We start from the raw sequence: 15674 nt of genomic DNA, 5'->3' as shown, positions 1-15674 counted from the left end.
CAAATCCTTTCTGAACAGCGGATTTATAAGAAACACATAGTCCAAACCAACTTCAAACATGAACCAGACTCATTTTCAAAACTACATATTCGCCACCTCATTCCCACCATCCTCCTCAATTCTTAAAATAATCCATGGAAATACAACAATTACCGACAAAAAATTAACTAATTTGACTTATCTTCACCAATCAGATATTTCAAAACGAGACAACGTATACTGCTCAATCCGGAACCTCCCAGTTCTCCGCAAGCTTCAGCAGCTTATTTTCCGCAGCATCTTCATCTCCACCAAGTAATTTGGCTTCAATATAGTAGGTTACAAGGTTATCCTCCGCATGTTTGCCGGGTCGCTGAATACATAGCCAATAATAAATAACCTCAGGAGCAGGAAATACAGCACTCCCTCCCTGTGTGAACTTGATCAGCTGCCCTTCTCCTGCCGGAATCGTGACCGGTTTCTTCCACAATATCTCCGAATGATTATAGATACTGATGTAGCCGTCGGGTTGGCTCTGATGGCCAAGTGACAGCTCCATTTGATCGATAACCACTACCCCGTTTCCCTGCAGATATTGTACAGGTTCACCTTCACTAATCCGCAGTCTGCTGTGACCAGGAGCGAATCCGGTGCCGTATAGCCAATACAACACTCCCCCGCCAAGAACAAGACAGACCACAGCTATTAGTACGATTTTTCGCCATTTTCTCCCCAAATGCTATCAACCTTCCCCTGTTTTCTGCATACTCTCATCTACACACTCAGCACCTTCATAATTGCCGTGTAACAGGAATCCTTGAATACCTCATGCAGCTCGTCCCTATCGGCCATCAGCCACTGGATCAGGCAGCCGTCAATAATCGCCCGGATCACCGGGGCAGTCTTGTCTGGCGACAGCTCTTTGGAGAAAATACCTTCCTGCTGCCCGAGTGTCAGCACCTCCGTACTAATTCCCGCACAGCTGTCATAGAAACGCTGATTAATCTCCCGGTACACCGGAATGCGGCTGGCCCGCGCCAGGAAATCCAGGTAGACACGGTAAAAGGCACGGTTCTGCGCCGGACCCGGAAATGCAGACTCAATGTAAGCCGTCAGCTTCCCCGTTGCGGTATGCTGTTCCCCCACAGCGGCCTGCTCCTTGGCAGAGATTCTGCCGGTCAGCCATTCCAGGAGTTCAACCAGCACGGCTTCCTTGCTCTCGAAATAATAATGGACGACACCCTTGCTGACCTCCGCATGATCGGCGATCGTCTGCAGGGTTACAGCATCGTAGCCCCGCTCGGACAATGCCCGAAACGCAGCGTGCAGGATCTGCTTGCGCTTCTCTTCAGATTTCTTGTAACGTACCATAGGACCTCCGCGAAGTAAGAATAATGTGTATTATATCATAGTCAATAAAAAGTTGACCGGTCAGAATAAATATTATATAACAGATGTACAAATAGAGTTCGGTTAAGGAGAATATAAGATATGACTAATCTTTTTCAAGCTTTGGTGGTAGATAAGACTGACACTTTCTCTGTAGAGGTCAAGCCGCTGTCACTCGAAGACCTGCCGGCCGGTGAAGTCCTAATTAAGGTAGCCTATTCCAGTGTAAACTATAAAGATGGACTAGCGGGTATCCCGGATGGCAACATTGTGCGAAATTATCCGTTTGTTCCCGGCATAGATCTGTCTGGGACCGTGGTCTCTTCTGCCGACAGCCGTTTCCAGAAAGGCCAGTCCGTTATTGCCACCAGCTATGGCATCGGCGTATCGCACTTCGGCGGCTTCAGTGAATATGCACGTATTCCTGCAGACTGGGTTGTTCCCATGCCTGAGGGCTTAACTTTGCGGGAAGCGATGATCTACGGAACGGCCGGTTTCACGGCTGCAATGTCTATTGAAGCGCTGGAAGCTCACGGACTAACTCCGGATAACGGAAAAGTGCTCGTCACCGGTGCAACCGGAGGTGTCGGAGGTGCTGCTGTGGCCATTCTGGCGAAGCAAGGCTACCAGGTAACCGCCAGCACCGGCAGAACAGACGAAGCTGGTTATCTGCAAGCCTTGGGCGCAGCTGAAGTAATCTCGCGCGAGGATGTAGCCGGCAGCACGGTTAAGCCGCTCGACAAGCAGCTGTGGCAGGCTGCTGTAGATTCTGTAGGGGGCACACCGCTAGCGGCTGTGCTGAGCAAAATCGCATACGGCGGCGCAGTTGCCGCAAGCGGCTTAACTGCAGGAACTGCCATTCCAACAACGGTATTGCCGTTCATCCTGCGCGGAGTCAGCCTGCTTGGCATTGATTCCGTCTCCTGCCCTGCGGAGAAACGGGCGAAGCTGTGGCAGCGTATGGCCGGCGACATGAAGCCTGCCGTACTGGAGGAGCTGGTGGACCGCGAGATTACCCTGAAGGAGCTGCCTGCTGCACTCGAGGATATTCTGAAGTCGAATACACGGGGCCGCGTGCTTGTCCGCCTGTCCTAGGTTCCATAATTTCCCGGCGCTGTTCCCTCGTTAATTTTTCAGTTTAATATATATAACAAGACGGCAGTGTATTCTGAATCCTCAGAATTCGCTGCCGTCTTCTTTCATTCCCTTTTCTGCTATTCGATTCCGGTCTCATTCACGGCATTACCCGCATTCGGATTGAACTGGACATATGGATGCTGGCGGTAAGGCTGGGCATACGGCTGGGTATAGTAGCCGTGGACCGGCATAGGCTGGTATCCGAAAGACTGCGGAGCCTGCTGATAACTATAAGGCGCCATATTCGCATTTGCCATCATCGGAGGCATATTGGCATTGTCCATCATAGGCGCCATATTGACGGGAGCCAGCTTCGTACCCTTCATATTCGCAGCAGCCGCCTGCGAGGGATCGCAGCAATCTGCCGGCGGACCAATGAAGGTCTGGGGCTTAACGGGAGCCAGCGCTTCCTTAACCAGTGCTTCATTCAGACAGTACGTATGAGCCAGGACATTGGCAGGTGTCTTGCTCAGAATATCCGAGCCCAGAATGACCTCCGGCGTCGGCGCATTGAATATAGCCAGCAGATGGGTACAATCCACCGTTGCCACTTCATAATGCCACCAGCCCTGCGGCACATTGGCTACCTGGCCCGGTGATATGGGGAAATGCAGCAGCTCATTCGTGAACGGGTTGATCAGCGATACCACCGCACAGCCGGATATACAATACACCAGCTCTGCAGCATTCTGATGATAATGCGGTTCTACCACATTGGATTTACTGAGATAGATATCAAGCAGCGAGGTGTTCTCCAGGGTGTTCAAATTCTTGATACCCAGTACATTGATATAATTGCAGTCATCCTTCTTAAACAATGTGTTGCAATTCATGTCAAACGTAAACTGTGTATTAGGTGACGTGTAATCCATATAAGAGGTCACGCGAATCCTTCCTTTCATCGGGGCCGTTTTTTATCGTTCTGAGGTAGGATATGTATCCGCCCAGGCCCAGGTGACGATTAATTTCAGCTGCAGGAGTGGAACCTAAAAAGCATCCCCATGATGGAGATGCTCCTTTTCCCTATTCGCGGGCAATCACAGTCCGGTTCCGGCCGGTATGCTTCGCAGTATACAAAGCTTCATCCGCCTTCCCCAGCAGCTCTTCGCGCGTACGGCCATTCGTAGGATAATGGGCAATCCCCTGGGAAGAGGTCACTTGCATCGGCAAGGGGACCTTGCTTTTCTCAAGCGTCTGGCGGATTCGTTCGGCCACATTGTAGGCATCCTCGGGTCTGGTCCGCGGGAGCAGCAGCACAAATTCCTCTCCCCCGTAACGGGCACACACATCACCCGGGCGGATATTTGCGGTAAGCACTTCAGCCACCTGTCTCAGTACCTCATCCCCGGCCAGATGACCGTAGGTATCGTTAACGAATTTGAATTTGTCCACATCCAGAACAATGACGGAAAAAGGTACCCGGGCGGCAATCCATTGGCTCATACTCAGGTCCAGGGATCTGCGGTTCGTAAGTCCTGTCAGCAGGTCCGTCATCGCTTCCTGGGTTAGCTGGTTCGTCTGCTTCTGGATGTCCGTCCAGGCAATGACCACCGCTTTGGTCAGCAGGTCCACCTCCCGGTTCCAATGGGGCTTCAGATCGGGGAGCTCAACATTCTCTTTGCCTATACGGTTCACCAGATCTGCAAGCACCACAAAAGGCTTCGCCAGCCGGTGAGCCAGCACAAATACGCATAGCAGCAGGATAATAAACGGAATCACGGTATACGTTACGATTTTGCGCAAATGGGCCAGCAGCTGATCCTTGATGACTTTGACCGGTGACACCACAACAACACCCCAGCCGTTAGCCGGAACTGCCGAATAACCAGCGAGCATCAACACGCCCTTGGTATTGCGCCCCATCATTTCCCCGCTCTTCCCTTGCATCATCAGCTGCACAACCTCGTTGTCACTTACATCCTCGTTCATTCGTGTTTTGTCGGGATGGAAGAGCAGATGCCCTTCCGAGCTGACAATATAGTAATAGGAACCCGATTCATCGACGGTATTGTTCCCGAATATCATGTTCAGGATATTGTAATCCTGGAGATAGACTGTACCCCCGAGCTGACCCAGATATTGTTTGTCCTGGTTATACAGCGGTTCACTCATGAAAAAAAGAATTCTGCCGGTCGTGGACGAAGTATAGGACGGTGACAGGTACTCATTCTTCAACCGCAGCGCTTCCAGCACCGGAGGTGACATAATCTGCTTGCCTATCATTCCAAGGGCAGACGGTGAATTATTCAGCACCTTCCCTTCGGCATCTACCCGGATGATTGAATTAAAGTAATTGCTGCTGTTGCGCATTAAATCAAGATATTCATCTATAGCTTCCGGCCCTGCTGACTCCATGCCGGAGATTTTGTCTGCACCATAAATCAAGCTGCTGCGCATTGAAAGGATAAGCGAATCCACCGTTTTGCTCATTCTGTCTGCATTGGAGTAATTCAGACTAAGCGTGGTAGCCATCAGGGATTTCTTCTTGGATTGGTAAGAGCCAACAAACAGAATCGTTGTTGTGAGCAGAAACACCATGGTCACCAGGGCCATGAGCAGCAATGTTAGACTGAGTTTCCTTTTAGGTTTATGTTCTGCTCCTTTTGGTGTAGGCATTCCTCAACCTCCTTGTCTGCCTGAGCCCATATGGTTTAATTATATACGATTGGGAAATGGAGTACACAACCAGTTTGAGTTCCATTTTCTTCCGTGAAATTACATCTTTAAGCATGGATCCGGGTATCCTGTCTATTAGGTTCGATCACATTGCGGGAGGCCAGAGTCGATATGAATAGTCAACGAATCAGAAAAGCGCTAACCGGGAAGGTTGCCCTGCTCTTCCTTCTCGCATTACTGCCGTTCTACCCTTCACCCGCAGGAGCAGCGGCAAAAGGTACGCCGGGAGATCAGCAAAACTTAACCTTCGTGCTTGTCCACGGTGCATGGGTGGATGCCAGCTTCTGGGATGAAACGGCGGCAGAACTCCGCAAAATGGGCCATACCGTCTATACTCCGGAATATGCGGGTCACGGCGGGGACAAGAATACTATGGTCACGCACGAACAGGTAACGAAGTCCGTAGCGGATTTCATTAAGCAGAAGGATCTGCATGATATTATTTTACTCGGGCACAGCTTTGGCGGTTCTGTTGTTCAGAAGACCGCTGAGCTGGTTCCGGAACGGGTTAAACGGCTTGTGTTCTTTGATGCTTTTGTACCGCTGGACGGGCAGAGTGTGGCCGACCAGTTCCCCGCTCCGGTACAGCTGCTGTTCGAGGGATTGCTGAAAGCCTCCGGAAACAATACGATTATGCTCCCCTACCCCTTATTCCGGGATGTGTTTGTGAACACAGCTACGACTGAAGAAGCACAGGCTTTGTATAAAAAAGTCATTCCCGAGCCTGCCGGTCCGGCTTTTCAGAAGCTGGATCTGAAGAAGTTCTACAGTCTCGATCTTCCCAAAAGCTATCTGTTCCTGACCGAGGATATGGTCCTGCCGCAGGGAGCTGCAGGAGGCTGGCATCCGGGTCAATCCGGCCACCTGGGTATGTTCCGCTATATAGAGGGAACCGGAGATCATCTGACTACTGTGCATACCAAGCCTGCGGCCATTGCCGGCAAAATCGTTCAAGCCAGCCGGGAGTAGATTTCATTAGGATACCGTATGATGCAGAGATAACGAACAACTGAAAAAGAGCAGATGGAAGGGGCTACCCCATTCCGTCTGCTCTTTTTTTGATGAATATGAATATGTTTTACCAGCCGTTCCGCCGGATTAGTGAAGTAATCTGGGCCAGATGATGGCGGCTATGCCAGATGTATCTTTGAATTGCGGCATCCAGCGTCAACGTGCCCAGACCGGCACTTACGAAGCTTCGATCATAATCACCCGGCTTCAGTGAAGTAAGCAGGGTTGCGAATCTCCGGTTAAGCAGCTCCACCAGCTGAAGTGAGGACTCCGCCGGTTCATCCGTATAATCGCTCTGCTCCGCCCAGAGATCCTGTCTGTAGCTTGGTACCTGCGGTGCTTCTTCTGTCAGCCCCCGTTTGAAGCGCAGATAGGCATACATGCCGGTATCCGCCAGATGATGCACGACCTGACACACTGTCCAGCCGCCCGGACGGTAAGGCGTGTCTAACTGCTCCGCCGTTAGCGGCCCTACAGCCTCCCTAAGTTCAGCCGCCAGCTGCTTCATGATCCGTATGGATTCTTGCCGCGCTTCTTCCGTGCGGCTCTCCACAGCTGTAAATTTCCCGATCGGATACTTCAGTAACTCCAGTTCCTGCTCTGTCGGTTTGTGGTTCATTTCCCTCACGGCTCCTCATTATTAATCAATGGATATCGGACTACTCGCTATCGATATCAATTCATAGACCTCTTCCAGGGTTCCCACTGTATAATCCGGCTTCACCCCATGCTTCCAGGCGAGCTGCTCCCGGTTGATCCAGCAGGATTTGATTCCCGCCCGGGCTGCTCCCAGCACATCTGATGCCGAGTCTCCGATATGGAGAATCTGCTCCGGCTCCACACCATAATGGGCGATAACCTCAGTGAACATCCGGTTATGACTGTCATTCTTATAAGACTGGTACCTTTCGGAAGTGAATAAAGCGATAGGATAACTCCGGTAGAAGTCCGGAAGCATAAGCTCATCGGTATCACTGACAATGCAGACCTGATACTCCCCGCAGATCCGCTGTAGGAAGGCTTCGGTGTCCGCATACATTGCGGACAGCCGGTGCTGGGCAAACAGGTTATCAACAGCCTGAGAGCAATCATAGTCCAAGCCATACTGCATGAATACTTGCTGAAATCCTCTGCTGTATATTTCCTTGCTGCTGATGAAGCTGCCCGCCTCCCGTGCTTCGGTTGATACAGCGAAATAGTGGCTGAGCAGCTTGCTGCCCAGCTCCCGGGACTTATTTTCGCTGAATTCCTGCTTAAGAATCGGCTTCCAGACTTCTGCCCGCCTCCCCTGAATATTCACCAGAGTCTGGAACATATCCAGACTAATAACCTTGAATGTCTGCATGGACCCGTCTCCTCTTCTGATCAGGAATTGAACCTTGCCGTCACGAACACCGCCGGTGAATTCCAATAAATGGTGACCTCATTCGTCGAGTAGCTGTCTTCATGATCAACGAAACACTGGGCTGCCGGTTTGCCTTGCAAGTGCTCCTGCACATATTCATCATGCAGCCCGCGGTCAGGTCCCCCTGAGACCAGACCCGGAACGGGTTCTGCTATGTTGTCTCCCACGGATGGGCGGTGATGCGGATGCATGACCGCATGTTCACCGAAGCCGGTCACGTAACTGATGCCCAGCACATTGCGGCCGAGCAGATAATGCAGATGATCCAGTGCACAGGCCGCATATTCAGTCTCCCCGCTGAAATGCTCCGCCGCCAGCAGCAGCATGGCATTATTCATGACCAGCATGTTGCTGCCCCAGATATAATCCTCTTCCCGCAGCGAGATTCTGTAACCATCCTCCCGGCTCTGCCGGAGGAGGCGCGCGGCTTCAGCCACCAGCCCCTCCTTCAGCTCCGCATACAGAGAAGCCTCAGCTTGCTCTTCCCCGTTCAACAGGTATGCCAGTGTGCCATAGCCGCCCATATCCGCCCAGCCGAGGCTGTATTTCGGGAATGGAAGCTTCGCCAATTCTCTGGCTGCGCTATGGTATTGCTCACCGCCTGTAGTCCGGAACAGCTCCGCCGCTGCCCAGAAGCGCTCGTCGTGATCTTCCTCATCACCGTATTCCCCGGTCGTAATACCCGGCGGATTAGTGAAGCCCGGCTCCGCCGGATGTGCCTCCATCCAGCTCCAGGCAGCCACCGCAGCTTCCAGGCACCGGGCAGCATAGACTTCATCGAACGGCTTATAGACCCGCGCCGCCAACGCCATTACACCGGCGAAGTCACCTGTAGCCGTAGCGGACACCGGGGAGAAATACAACTCCGCCGTATCCTCTTCCGGCATCACATCAAGCCCAGGGAAGTTCTGTGTGGTCAGCTTGTGGTACACAGCACCGCTGCCGCTCTCCTGCATTTTGAACAACCAGTCCAGCTCCACTTTACATTCCAGCAGTACATCCGGCATCACGCCGTCACTCTCCGGCAGTGTACATACACCGGCAAATGCCGCAGGATACAGCTCCCAGGCCAGCAGCAGATCGGCAACGGCCTTGGCTCCGGGCCCTGAATATTTCCCGTAATCACCGGCATCATGCCAGCCTCCGCAGCTGTCCAGCTTCAGCTCCGGCTGGCCGATTACCGTTCCTGCTGCCAGATGACAGGACTCATGTCCCCAGGGTCCGGCGTACTCTCCGCTTAGCTCCACTCCGCAGCGGTAATAATAGAAGGCCTTCAATAAACCCTGCTGCAGCTCCCCGTAAGGCTTGTCTGCAATCATAAACGCAGCCGAAGCCTGTCCATCCTCACCTTCAATCCGGTACTTGCCCGGAGCCGTCACGGCGGAGAATACACCGGTATGTACACGGCTCCCGCTTGCCTTATCCTCCACTCCTTCCCCTGTCTGTCCGCTAAATACAACGCTTCCAGTCTGCAGATCAACTACCCGGAAACGGAACACCTCTCCGGTAAATAGGGCAAGCTTCTCCCCTGCACTGGAATAACCCGCCTGGTTCACTGTAATGGTACGAAGACGCTGTTCACTCACCTGTCATCTCTCCCTTGTTCATAGTTTCTGCCAGAAACACTGCAACACCATTCTCATTGTTGGATGCGGTAATCCGATGTGCGACAGCTTTGAGATCCTCATGGGCATTCTCCACCGCGACACCTGTTCCCGCTGCAGCAAACAGCCCCAGATCATTCAAATGGTCGCCGAAGACAACAACATCCGCTGTATCCAGCCCCATATGCTGTGCCCATAGCTTCAGCCCCTGGCTCTTATTCGCATCCGGATGGCTGAATTCCAGGAAATAATGATCTTTTATGTATATATCCTTCATGAAATGAATATGTACCTCTGAACCGAACCGGTCAAGCACTTTCTGATGCAGCGGGGCCAATTCCTCCTGCCGTCCGATGTAAGTTATCACCACCGTCCGGTGATCTGCCGGACAATCAAGCCGCTTCACCTCACGGAAACGTACATCATTCATACGGGACTTGTAGAACTCCACATCTCCTGTGCGGATAGGCGCTTCATACAGCACCCGCTCGCCGTCCGCTGCATCCAGCAGGAAATGAAACGGTGTAAGTTCAAATTCCCGTCCGATGTTGATGATTTCCCCGGAAATAACGGGGTCCAGCCAGTAACCGGCAATCACTTTGTGCGTCATGCTGTCATAGATAAGTGCCCCATTATAAAGAATAAGCGGATATTTCCAGGAAATATCCGCAGCTACGATGTCTGCACTGATGAACCCTCTAGCTGTAGCGAAGCTGATTATCATTCCTTGTTCCATCGCTTCCGTTATTACCCGCACTGTGTAAGCAGAGAGTTTTTGTTCCGAGTTCAGCAGGGTTCCATCCAGATCTGTAACATAGGCCATTCTGTGCATGAGCCTTCCACCCTTCGACTTCGGAATGGCTATTCCCCTAACAGCTTAATAAAGTTTGCCGGCAGGTTAAACTGCTGATTATTGAGGATAATCTCCCGCAGTCCGGAGAAGGAATCCTCGTCCTCCTGGGCATCCTTGATTTCCTGAATCTCACGGTGCAGCCGTTCCATCTGCAAATCGAGTGCGTTCGCTTTGTCTGCCGCATTCTTGAGTTCACGTGTCAGATGCTCGGGAACCGCCTGGCTGTATTTATAGAAAATTTTATGTTCCAGACTGGCCCAGAAGTCCATGGCAATCGTACGGATCTGCACCTCTACACAGACATGCTCCTGGCAGTCAGACATAAATACCGGAACCTCTACGAGCAGGTGCAGGCTCTGGTAACCATTCGGCTTCGGGTTCTTGATATAATCTTTGACCGCCAGCACCTTGAGATCGTCCTGCTTCTGCAGCATGGCACTGACCTGATAAATATCCGAAATGAACGAGCAGGTGATGCGCAGTCCGGCAATATCCTTGATGCTGGATCTGATCTGTGCGAGTGACAGCTCATTGTTCTTGCGCAGCATTTTATTCATAATGCTCTCCGGGGATTTAATCCGCGACTTGGTATGCTCGATCGGACTGTAGTCGTGGAGCAGCTGAAATTCCTCTTTGAGAATCTCAATCTTGGTCTCCATTTCGGCGAGGGCGAATTTGTAAATCATCATAAACCGGGTAAGCTCATATTTAATCTGCTTGAATTTCTCTAATTGATTGTCGGCATTCATTGTAATTTCTCCTTTATGCTGCTGCACAGAATTGCTATAGTAATCTCTCATTAATCATAGCCAATCTATTCCCGGAATACAAACCGGCAAGCTATACCTTCTTCTAGTTGCGCAAAAAACGGATACACCATCCCGGGGGGACGGTATATCCGTTCATAAGAACCGGGCGCTCTCCAGAGAGGCCGCTTATCCGGCGTATCAATTAAAGACTTCAACTACAGACAGGCTGCGCTCACGGGACAAATCTCTGAAGCCCTCGTCTACCTTTACCAGCGGCTTGAACAGATCCAGCGGGTTATTCATTACAATCATACCCATTTCGCCGTTGCTGAGCTGAACATTCTTACCTACGAAGCTTGGCAGCAAATGTCCGGTAAGTGCCTGTACAACCGTTCCGTTCAACTGGCCGAAGCCCATCTCATGTACCTTGCGCAGTACTGTAACCAGTCCTTGCTTCGGACGGTTCAAGGTTGAAGTGGTCAAGGACATATATATGTTGGCTACGGTAACAATTTGGGTGTAAGGGTGAATATTATTTTTGAGCAGCTGCTTCGGATATCCAGAGCCATCCTCATATTCATGATGCTGCAGCGCCACGAGTGCTGTAACCTCATCCAGCTTGGAGCCGCGGATTAGATCATAACCATAGGAGGTGTGGCGTGCCAGTTCCTCTATTTCAGAACCGGTTAGAATACCCGGTTTGTTCAGGATAGACAGGGGAACCTGGCTTTTGCCGATATCATGAAGGTAGCCCGCGCGGCTGATCAGATAACGCTCCTCCTTGGAGTAGCCCATCCATAATGCAATATAATATGATAGTAAGCCAACCTGTAAAGAATGATGGTATGTATCAATGTCATCCCGGTCCAGCAGAAGCAGCAGGGAGACTACGTCCTTTTGCCCCTCCAATGTTTCCAGAAGCGGTTTCAATGTATCATCGACCATGGACTGTGAGAAGCTCCCCTGGGTCAACGCTTCCAGAAAAATAGATTCATAATTCAGGATAGCGTGATCGAAATCATCATGCAATCCGTGACTTTGCTCTTCTTCACTGCCCGTTTGCTGCATACTGCGCGGCTCAATATCCACATAATGAATTTTGTGCCGGATGAGGATACTAATCTCCTCCCGTTCAACATGCGTCCCCTTGGGGAGAACATGCAGACCTACACCGTTGAAAGTGTCTGTCATAAGACAATCGCCGTGTTTGAGATCCGTGACATGTACTTTCAAGTTTCAGCACTCCTTTAGTTTATAGGAATATTCCGTTATGCTCCACTTGATCATAGTCAATAGACCCCAAAGTAACAATCCGGTGAAAGTCACAATCTGCCCTTAATATAGTTCAAATGAATCCCTGTCTTAAGCCGCCTTTCCATTAAATATTCACATCCACTTCACAAATCTCTTATATTTCAGCTTGATTCCGTTGGCTTCCGTCCAGTTCATCAGTCTTCTCATGTCCTCCTCCCGGTCTTCGATGAACCTGAAGCACAGATTAACCGGGACAATCCTTTTACCTTCGGGCAATATTCCTACTAACGGACCATCTATGTATATTGCCTTAATCTCCTTGCCGGAGTAACTCCGGTTGCGAACTATAAGTGCATCTGTCTCCCATTGGAGACTACTGGCCTTCCGCAAAGCGTTGAATAGAATGAACAGAAAAGCCAGGAGGCTGGCACTCAACCAGAACACCCGGATATAGTAGATATACGGATGCCTATCTGCGTTGGTTATGGGAGTCAGAGCCACGAGCAGCCCCGGGAGAAGGATGCCTATCAATGTCCGAAGGGACATGGGGGCCTTGATTCTGCTGCCGGCGGAGTATTCAGGCATTGTGTTCTCCTTCCATTGAACAAATTTATAGTATAATTCCGTTATGCTTACAAAACGATGCTTATGCTTCCGTAGTCAGTTTTGACGAAGTGATCACAGGGAGCTTATGCTTACAAAACTTTTAGGAGGATCAATTATGTACGAGCATCTGGTAGCTTTCCAATTCAATGAGCATTTCGAACCGGGCAGTGAAGAAGGCCTGATTGCAGCCTTGCTGGGGCTGAAGGATCAGATTCCGGGAATTGTGGAGATTACGGCAGGAGTGAACATGACGGAGGAAACAGAGAATATCCACGGCTATACGCTGGGGCTTCGCGTGACCTTTACAGATCAGGAAGCCCTGCGTCAATACGGGCCGCATCCGGCGCACCGTGCTTTTGTGGCAAGGCTGGAGGGGATTCTGGAGAATGTCGTCGTGGTAGATTACCCGGTTCGCCCGTAGCTTATATCAGAAAAGATTATTCACATCAAACAGCACTTTACCAATCAGTTTGTCTTTGGCTACAAACGGAGTACTCCATAAATGCGCGTCATAGCTGACATTCCGGTTATCGCCAAGGAAGAAATAGTGGTCTGCAGGAACGGTGACTGGTCCGAAGGTGTAGGTCATCGCTTCCTGGAGATACGGCTCGTCAACCGCCTCATTATTACGGTACAGGGTACCGTCCTTAATCTCAATTTCATCTCCCGGCAGCCCAATCAGCCGTTTCACATATCTTTTATGCTCATCTCCGGCTACCGGGGGATAGAACACAACAATGTCGCCATGCTTCAGCGAGGAGTTCCAGAGCATTTTGTCCACAACCAGGCGGTCGTTAATCTCAATGGTCGGAATCATGGAGCCGGTCGGTACTCTCATCGCTTCGGCCACGTAAGTCCGGATAAATAAGGATAGAATAATGCCGATTGCAATACTGGGCACCCATTGTCTCAAGAATTTCTTCATAATATGCCACCTCGAATTAGTATAATTAGGCTTCAAAACGTCCGATAATCCGTGACATTTCCAGCTCTGCATCCACAGCAGAATGTTTAGGCAGATGAATCACAAGCAAACCGCCGAAGATCTGCTCCCATCTCCCCTCGTGCTCCGTAACCCGTTCAGTGAAGCTGCGGATCTCCTGCGAAGCAGCCGCTTCTTTGCTAAGCAGCCAGGCATACCTGACGAACCCGGATTTCTGCACCGTTTCTACATAATAGGCAATGCCCTCTTGTTCTCTCACTCTGATAATGTCTCCAAGAGCAATCCCCGGGTTAAAAATCGGCGTTTCTTCAATCCGGTATTTGTCCGGGGCAACTGGAGTCACATCCAGAACCTCAATCTCACGGCCACGCTCATCAAAGCAAATATGTAATCCTACTGTTCCCGGCAATGCATACACCCCAGTTCTGCTTCTGCAAAGATAAGAAATACAGCTAACAATACTCCTCCAAAAGCGTTATCCACCACTGCTTGTTCACCAGATACTTATAACCGGGCGGCAGCAGAAGATAACCATGGACCGGCTTCACGGGTTCCGTAATACCATAGACCAGATCAATCCTCAGTGTGAAGGTACTGATGTTTCTGCCTGTCTGCACCTCAAACTCGTTAATATAATTGTAGATGTCCGGTGCAGCCTCCCAGAAGCGCATAGCAGTCTGCCCCCCCACCTCCATCTCCCACCATTCTATAAAAGCCGGCCACAGTCCGGCACAGGTCTGCCGCAGTGCCGGATCGGCCACAGTCTCAAACCCCGGAGGCTGATGCAGCAGCGGATGTCTCCCCGCCAGGATGCAATCCGTTTTATAACGCACCAGCTCCAGCCACCACTGTTCATAAGCCAACTTCAGCGAATCGGAGTCCGGAAGACCCGGGTCAGAGCCGGAAGCAGGCCACACATGCTGCCCTCCAGGTCCGCGCAATGCCCCGACTGAACAGCCTACATATGATGCGAAGTTCAACCCGTAATCTCCGCCAATGCTGATATGCCATTGATTAGCTCCATTCAGCTCATGCATGACCATTCTCCTCTGTTCAAGTTCAAAATGTGATCTTCCAGACAATTCCCGGCGTCAGCGCCATAGCTAAACTGTAAGGGAAATTCCGGCAGAACGCAATCCTCATCCTTGGGCTGCGGCTCCCAGCTATTTCAGGTTGTCATTCATTTCATCGCGCGCAATGACCTTGCAATGATGCCCTCCAGTACCTTCCAGGGAAGCAGCATTTTGCCCAGCATGAGGACCCGTGAGCCTTTGCCGACAGGATAGCGCAGTTTGGGTGCACGCTTCTCTGTAATCCGCCCGATCAGCTCAGCAACCTCCTGCGGATCCGGCGCTGTCTCAGCGGTCCGCCGGGAGTAGCGCAGCACCTCCTCCAGCCTGGCCTGGTAAGGAGAGCCTTCGCTGCTATGGATTCCGGCAATGCCTTTTCCCCAGATCGGCGTGCGGAATGAGCCGGGTTCCACCAGTACTACGCGGACGCCAAAAGAAAGCATCTCCTGCCGCAGGCTCTCGCTGAAGCCTTCCACTGCAAACTTGGAGGCGGCATACGGTGCATATCCGGGAAAACCGGTCAGCCCGCTGACACTGCTTACGTTGATAATCAGCCCCGCGCGCTGCATGCGCATGATGGGAAGTACCGCCTTGGTTACTGCTATCAGGCCGAAGAAGTTCGTCTCCATCTGCCGCCGCCACGCCTCCATGCTTACTTCCTCCACATAGCCGCCTACAGCATATCCGGCATTGTTCACCAGCACATCCATTCTTCCGAACAGCTCAGTAACCGCGTGGATTGCTGAAGCAACGGAAGATTCATCCGTCACATCCAGCGTCATCAGATGAATACGCTCCAGAACACCTGCCTGTTCAGCCTGCTGAACAAGCTCATCTTTGCGGCTGAGATCCCGCATGGTTGCGATTACCTTATAGCCTCTGCGCGCCAGTGTAAGTGCAGTCAGCAGCCCGAAACCGCTGGAAGTGCCGGTAATGAGTGCGATTGGATCATGACCATGGGGCAAATTGGAAATAGGTTCCATAAGCAACTCCTTTAG

At 51.3% G+C, this 15674-nt stretch carries 17 protein-coding genes and 1 pseudogene; 3 read left to right on the top strand and 15 right to left on the bottom strand.

All coding sequences use genetic code 11. The features are described 5' to 3' along the window. Positions 1–223: 223 nt before the first annotated feature. Both P40081_RS13735 and P40081_RS13730 read right to left on the bottom strand, forming a co-directional pair. Positions 224–715, bottom strand: coding sequence for a hypothetical protein (locus tag P40081_RS13735; RefSeq protein WP_144026159.1), 492 nt, complete (start codon positions 713–715; stop codon positions 224–226). Positions 716–753: 38 nt separating this feature from the next. Beyond that, on the bottom strand, positions 754–1350 hold the full coding sequence (locus tag P40081_RS13730; protein ID WP_042136155.1) for a TetR/AcrR family transcriptional regulator: 597 nt from the start codon (positions 1348–1350) through the stop codon (positions 754–756). A 120-nt stretch (positions 1351–1470) separates the two neighbouring features. On the opposite strand from P40081_RS13730, the gene P40081_RS13725 reads away from it, so the two are divergent. Beyond that, a complete protein-coding gene (locus P40081_RS13725; RefSeq protein ID WP_042136153.1) occupies positions 1471–2463 on the top strand; it encodes an acrylyl-CoA reductase family protein in 993 nt (330 codons plus the stop codon). Between the two features lie 397 nt (positions 2464–2860). On the opposite strand, the pseudogene P40081_RS39920 reads toward P40081_RS13725, so the two are convergent. Next, positions 2861–3389, bottom strand: a pseudogene (locus P40081_RS39920) (cupin domain-containing protein); the annotation flags it as partial. A 139-nt stretch (positions 3390–3528) separates the two neighbouring features. Then, complete coding sequence (locus tag P40081_RS13715; protein ID WP_042136150.1) at positions 3529–5121, bottom strand: sensor domain-containing diguanylate cyclase; 1593 nt, start codon at positions 5119–5121, stop codon at positions 3529–3531. A 171-nt stretch (positions 5122–5292) separates the two neighbouring features. Between P40081_RS13715 and P40081_RS13710 the strand changes: the two genes are divergently transcribed. Next, entirely contained in the window at positions 5293–6150 is an 858-nt protein-coding gene (locus P40081_RS13710; protein WP_042136148.1) for an alpha/beta hydrolase, read from the top strand. Positions 6151–6259: 109 nt separating this feature from the next. Here the strand turns inward: P40081_RS13710 and P40081_RS13705 are convergent, their stop codons facing one another. The 7 genes from P40081_RS13705 to P40081_RS13675 form a co-directional block, all read right to left on the bottom strand. Beyond that, positions 6260–6811 (bottom strand): YfiT family bacillithiol transferase, encoded by a 552-nt coding sequence (locus P40081_RS13705; protein WP_042136146.1) that lies wholly within the window; start codon positions 6809–6811, stop codon positions 6260–6262. A gap of 21 nt (positions 6812–6832) precedes the next feature. After that, a complete protein-coding gene (locus tag P40081_RS36380; protein WP_052421814.1) occupies positions 6833–7537 on the bottom strand; it encodes an HAD family hydrolase in 705 nt (234 codons plus the stop codon). 20 nt (positions 7538–7557) lie between these two features. Further along, entirely contained in the window at positions 7558–9183 is a 1626-nt protein-coding gene (locus P40081_RS13695; protein ID WP_042136144.1) for a glycoside hydrolase family 9 protein, read from the bottom strand. Continuing rightward, complete coding sequence (locus P40081_RS13690) at positions 9176–10033, bottom strand: Cof-type HAD-IIB family hydrolase (protein WP_042136143.1); 858 nt, start codon at positions 10031–10033, stop codon at positions 9176–9178. Before P40081_RS13690 ends, P40081_RS13695 begins: the two co-directional genes overlap by 8 nt. Before the next feature lie 29 nt (positions 10034–10062). After that, on the bottom strand, positions 10063–10803 hold the full coding sequence (locus P40081_RS13685; RefSeq protein ID WP_042136141.1) for a GTP pyrophosphokinase: 741 nt from the start codon (positions 10801–10803) through the stop codon (positions 10063–10065). Positions 10804–11001: 198 nt separating this feature from the next. Further along, a complete protein-coding gene (locus P40081_RS13680) occupies positions 11002–12036 on the bottom strand; it encodes an HD-GYP domain-containing protein (protein ID WP_042136140.1) in 1035 nt (344 codons plus the stop codon). A gap of 153 nt (positions 12037–12189) precedes the next feature. Then, positions 12190–12642: a hypothetical protein gene (locus P40081_RS13675; protein WP_042136138.1), complete on the bottom strand. Its 453-nt coding sequence runs from the start codon at positions 12640–12642 to the stop codon at positions 12190–12192. A 136-nt stretch (positions 12643–12778) separates the two neighbouring features. Here P40081_RS13675 and P40081_RS13670 point away from each other — a divergent pair, with 136 nt between their 5' ends. After that, positions 12779–13084: a Dabb family protein gene (locus P40081_RS13670; RefSeq protein WP_042136136.1), complete on the top strand. Its 306-nt coding sequence runs from the start codon at positions 12779–12781 to the stop codon at positions 13082–13084. Positions 13085–13090: 6 nt separating this feature from the next. Here the strand turns inward: P40081_RS13670 and lepB are convergent, their stop codons facing one another. The 4 genes from lepB to P40081_RS13650 form a co-directional block, all read right to left on the bottom strand. Continuing rightward, positions 13091–13588: a signal peptidase I gene (gene lepB, locus P40081_RS13665; RefSeq protein WP_042136135.1), complete on the bottom strand. Its 498-nt coding sequence runs from the start codon at positions 13586–13588 to the stop codon at positions 13091–13093. Positions 13589–13613: 25 nt separating this feature from the next. Then, positions 13614–14015, bottom strand: coding sequence for a DUF4265 domain-containing protein (locus P40081_RS13660; protein ID WP_179093582.1), 402 nt, complete (start codon positions 14013–14015; stop codon positions 13614–13616). A 43-nt stretch (positions 14016–14058) separates the two neighbouring features. Further along, the gene (locus tag P40081_RS13655; protein WP_042136131.1) at positions 14059–14643 is read right to left on the bottom strand and encodes a hypothetical protein; all 585 of its coding nucleotides are present in this window, start codon (positions 14641–14643) and stop codon (positions 14059–14061) included. 143 nt (positions 14644–14786) lie between these two features. Continuing rightward, the gene (locus P40081_RS13650) at positions 14787–15659 is read right to left on the bottom strand and encodes an SDR family oxidoreductase (RefSeq protein ID WP_042136129.1); all 873 of its coding nucleotides are present in this window, start codon (positions 15657–15659) and stop codon (positions 14787–14789) included. Positions 15660–15674 lie beyond the last annotated feature (15 nt).

The sequence above is a fragment of the Paenibacillus sp. FSL P4-0081 genome (assembly GCF_000758565.1).
GTDB classification, from domain to species: Bacteria; Bacillota; Bacilli; order Paenibacillales; family Paenibacillaceae; genus Paenibacillus_AQ; species Paenibacillus_AQ phytohabitans.
Note: the sequence above shows the minus strand (reverse complement) of the source record. Positions and strands in the feature narration are given on the sequence as shown.

What these genes read in the sequence shown, in the direction of transcription:
- P40081_RS13710 (WP_042136148.1), top strand. Translation starts at nt 5,293, where the DNA reads ATGAATAGTCAACGAATCAGAAAAGCGCTAACCGGGAAGGTTGCCCTG.
- P40081_RS13725 (WP_042136153.1), top strand. Translation starts at nt 1,471, where the DNA reads ATGACTAATCTTTTTCAAGCTTTGGTGGTAGATAAGACTGACACTTTC.
- P40081_RS13670 (WP_042136136.1), top strand. Translation starts at nt 12,779, where the DNA reads ATGTACGAGCATCTGGTAGCTTTCCAATTCAATGAGCATTTCGAACCG.
- P40081_RS13650 (WP_042136129.1), bottom strand. Translation starts at nt 15,659, where the DNA reads ATGGAACCTATTTCCAATTTGCCCCATGGTCATGATCCAATCGCACTC.
- P40081_RS13690 (WP_042136143.1), bottom strand. Translation starts at nt 10,033, where the DNA reads ATGCACAGAATGGCCTATGTTACAGATCTGGATGGAACCCTGCTGAAC.
- P40081_RS13715 (WP_042136150.1), bottom strand. Translation starts at nt 5,121, where the DNA reads ATGCCTACACCAAAAGGAGCAGAACATAAACCTAAAAGGAAACTCAGT.
- P40081_RS13705 (WP_042136146.1), bottom strand. Translation starts at nt 6,811, where the DNA reads ATGAACCACAAACCGACAGAGCAGGAACTGGAGTTACTGAAGTATCCG.
- P40081_RS13730 (WP_042136155.1), bottom strand. Translation starts at nt 1,350, where the DNA reads ATGGTACGTTACAAGAAATCTGAAGAGAAGCGCAAGCAGATCCTGCAC.
- P40081_RS13675 (WP_042136138.1), bottom strand. Translation starts at nt 12,642, where the DNA reads ATGCCTGAATACTCCGCCGGCAGCAGAATCAAGGCCCCCATGTCCCTT.
- lepB (WP_042136135.1), bottom strand. Translation starts at nt 13,588, where the DNA reads ATGAAGAAATTCTTGAGACAATGGGTGCCCAGTATTGCAATCGGCATT.
- P40081_RS13655 (WP_042136131.1), bottom strand. Translation starts at nt 14,643, where the DNA reads ATGCATGAGCTGAATGGAGCTAATCAATGGCATATCAGCATTGGCGGA.
- P40081_RS13685 (WP_042136141.1), bottom strand. Translation starts at nt 10,803, where the DNA reads ATGAATGCCGACAATCAATTAGAGAAATTCAAGCAGATTAAATATGAG.
- P40081_RS36380 (WP_052421814.1), bottom strand. Translation starts at nt 7,537, where the DNA reads ATGCAGACATTCAAGGTTATTAGTCTGGATATGTTCCAGACTCTGGTG.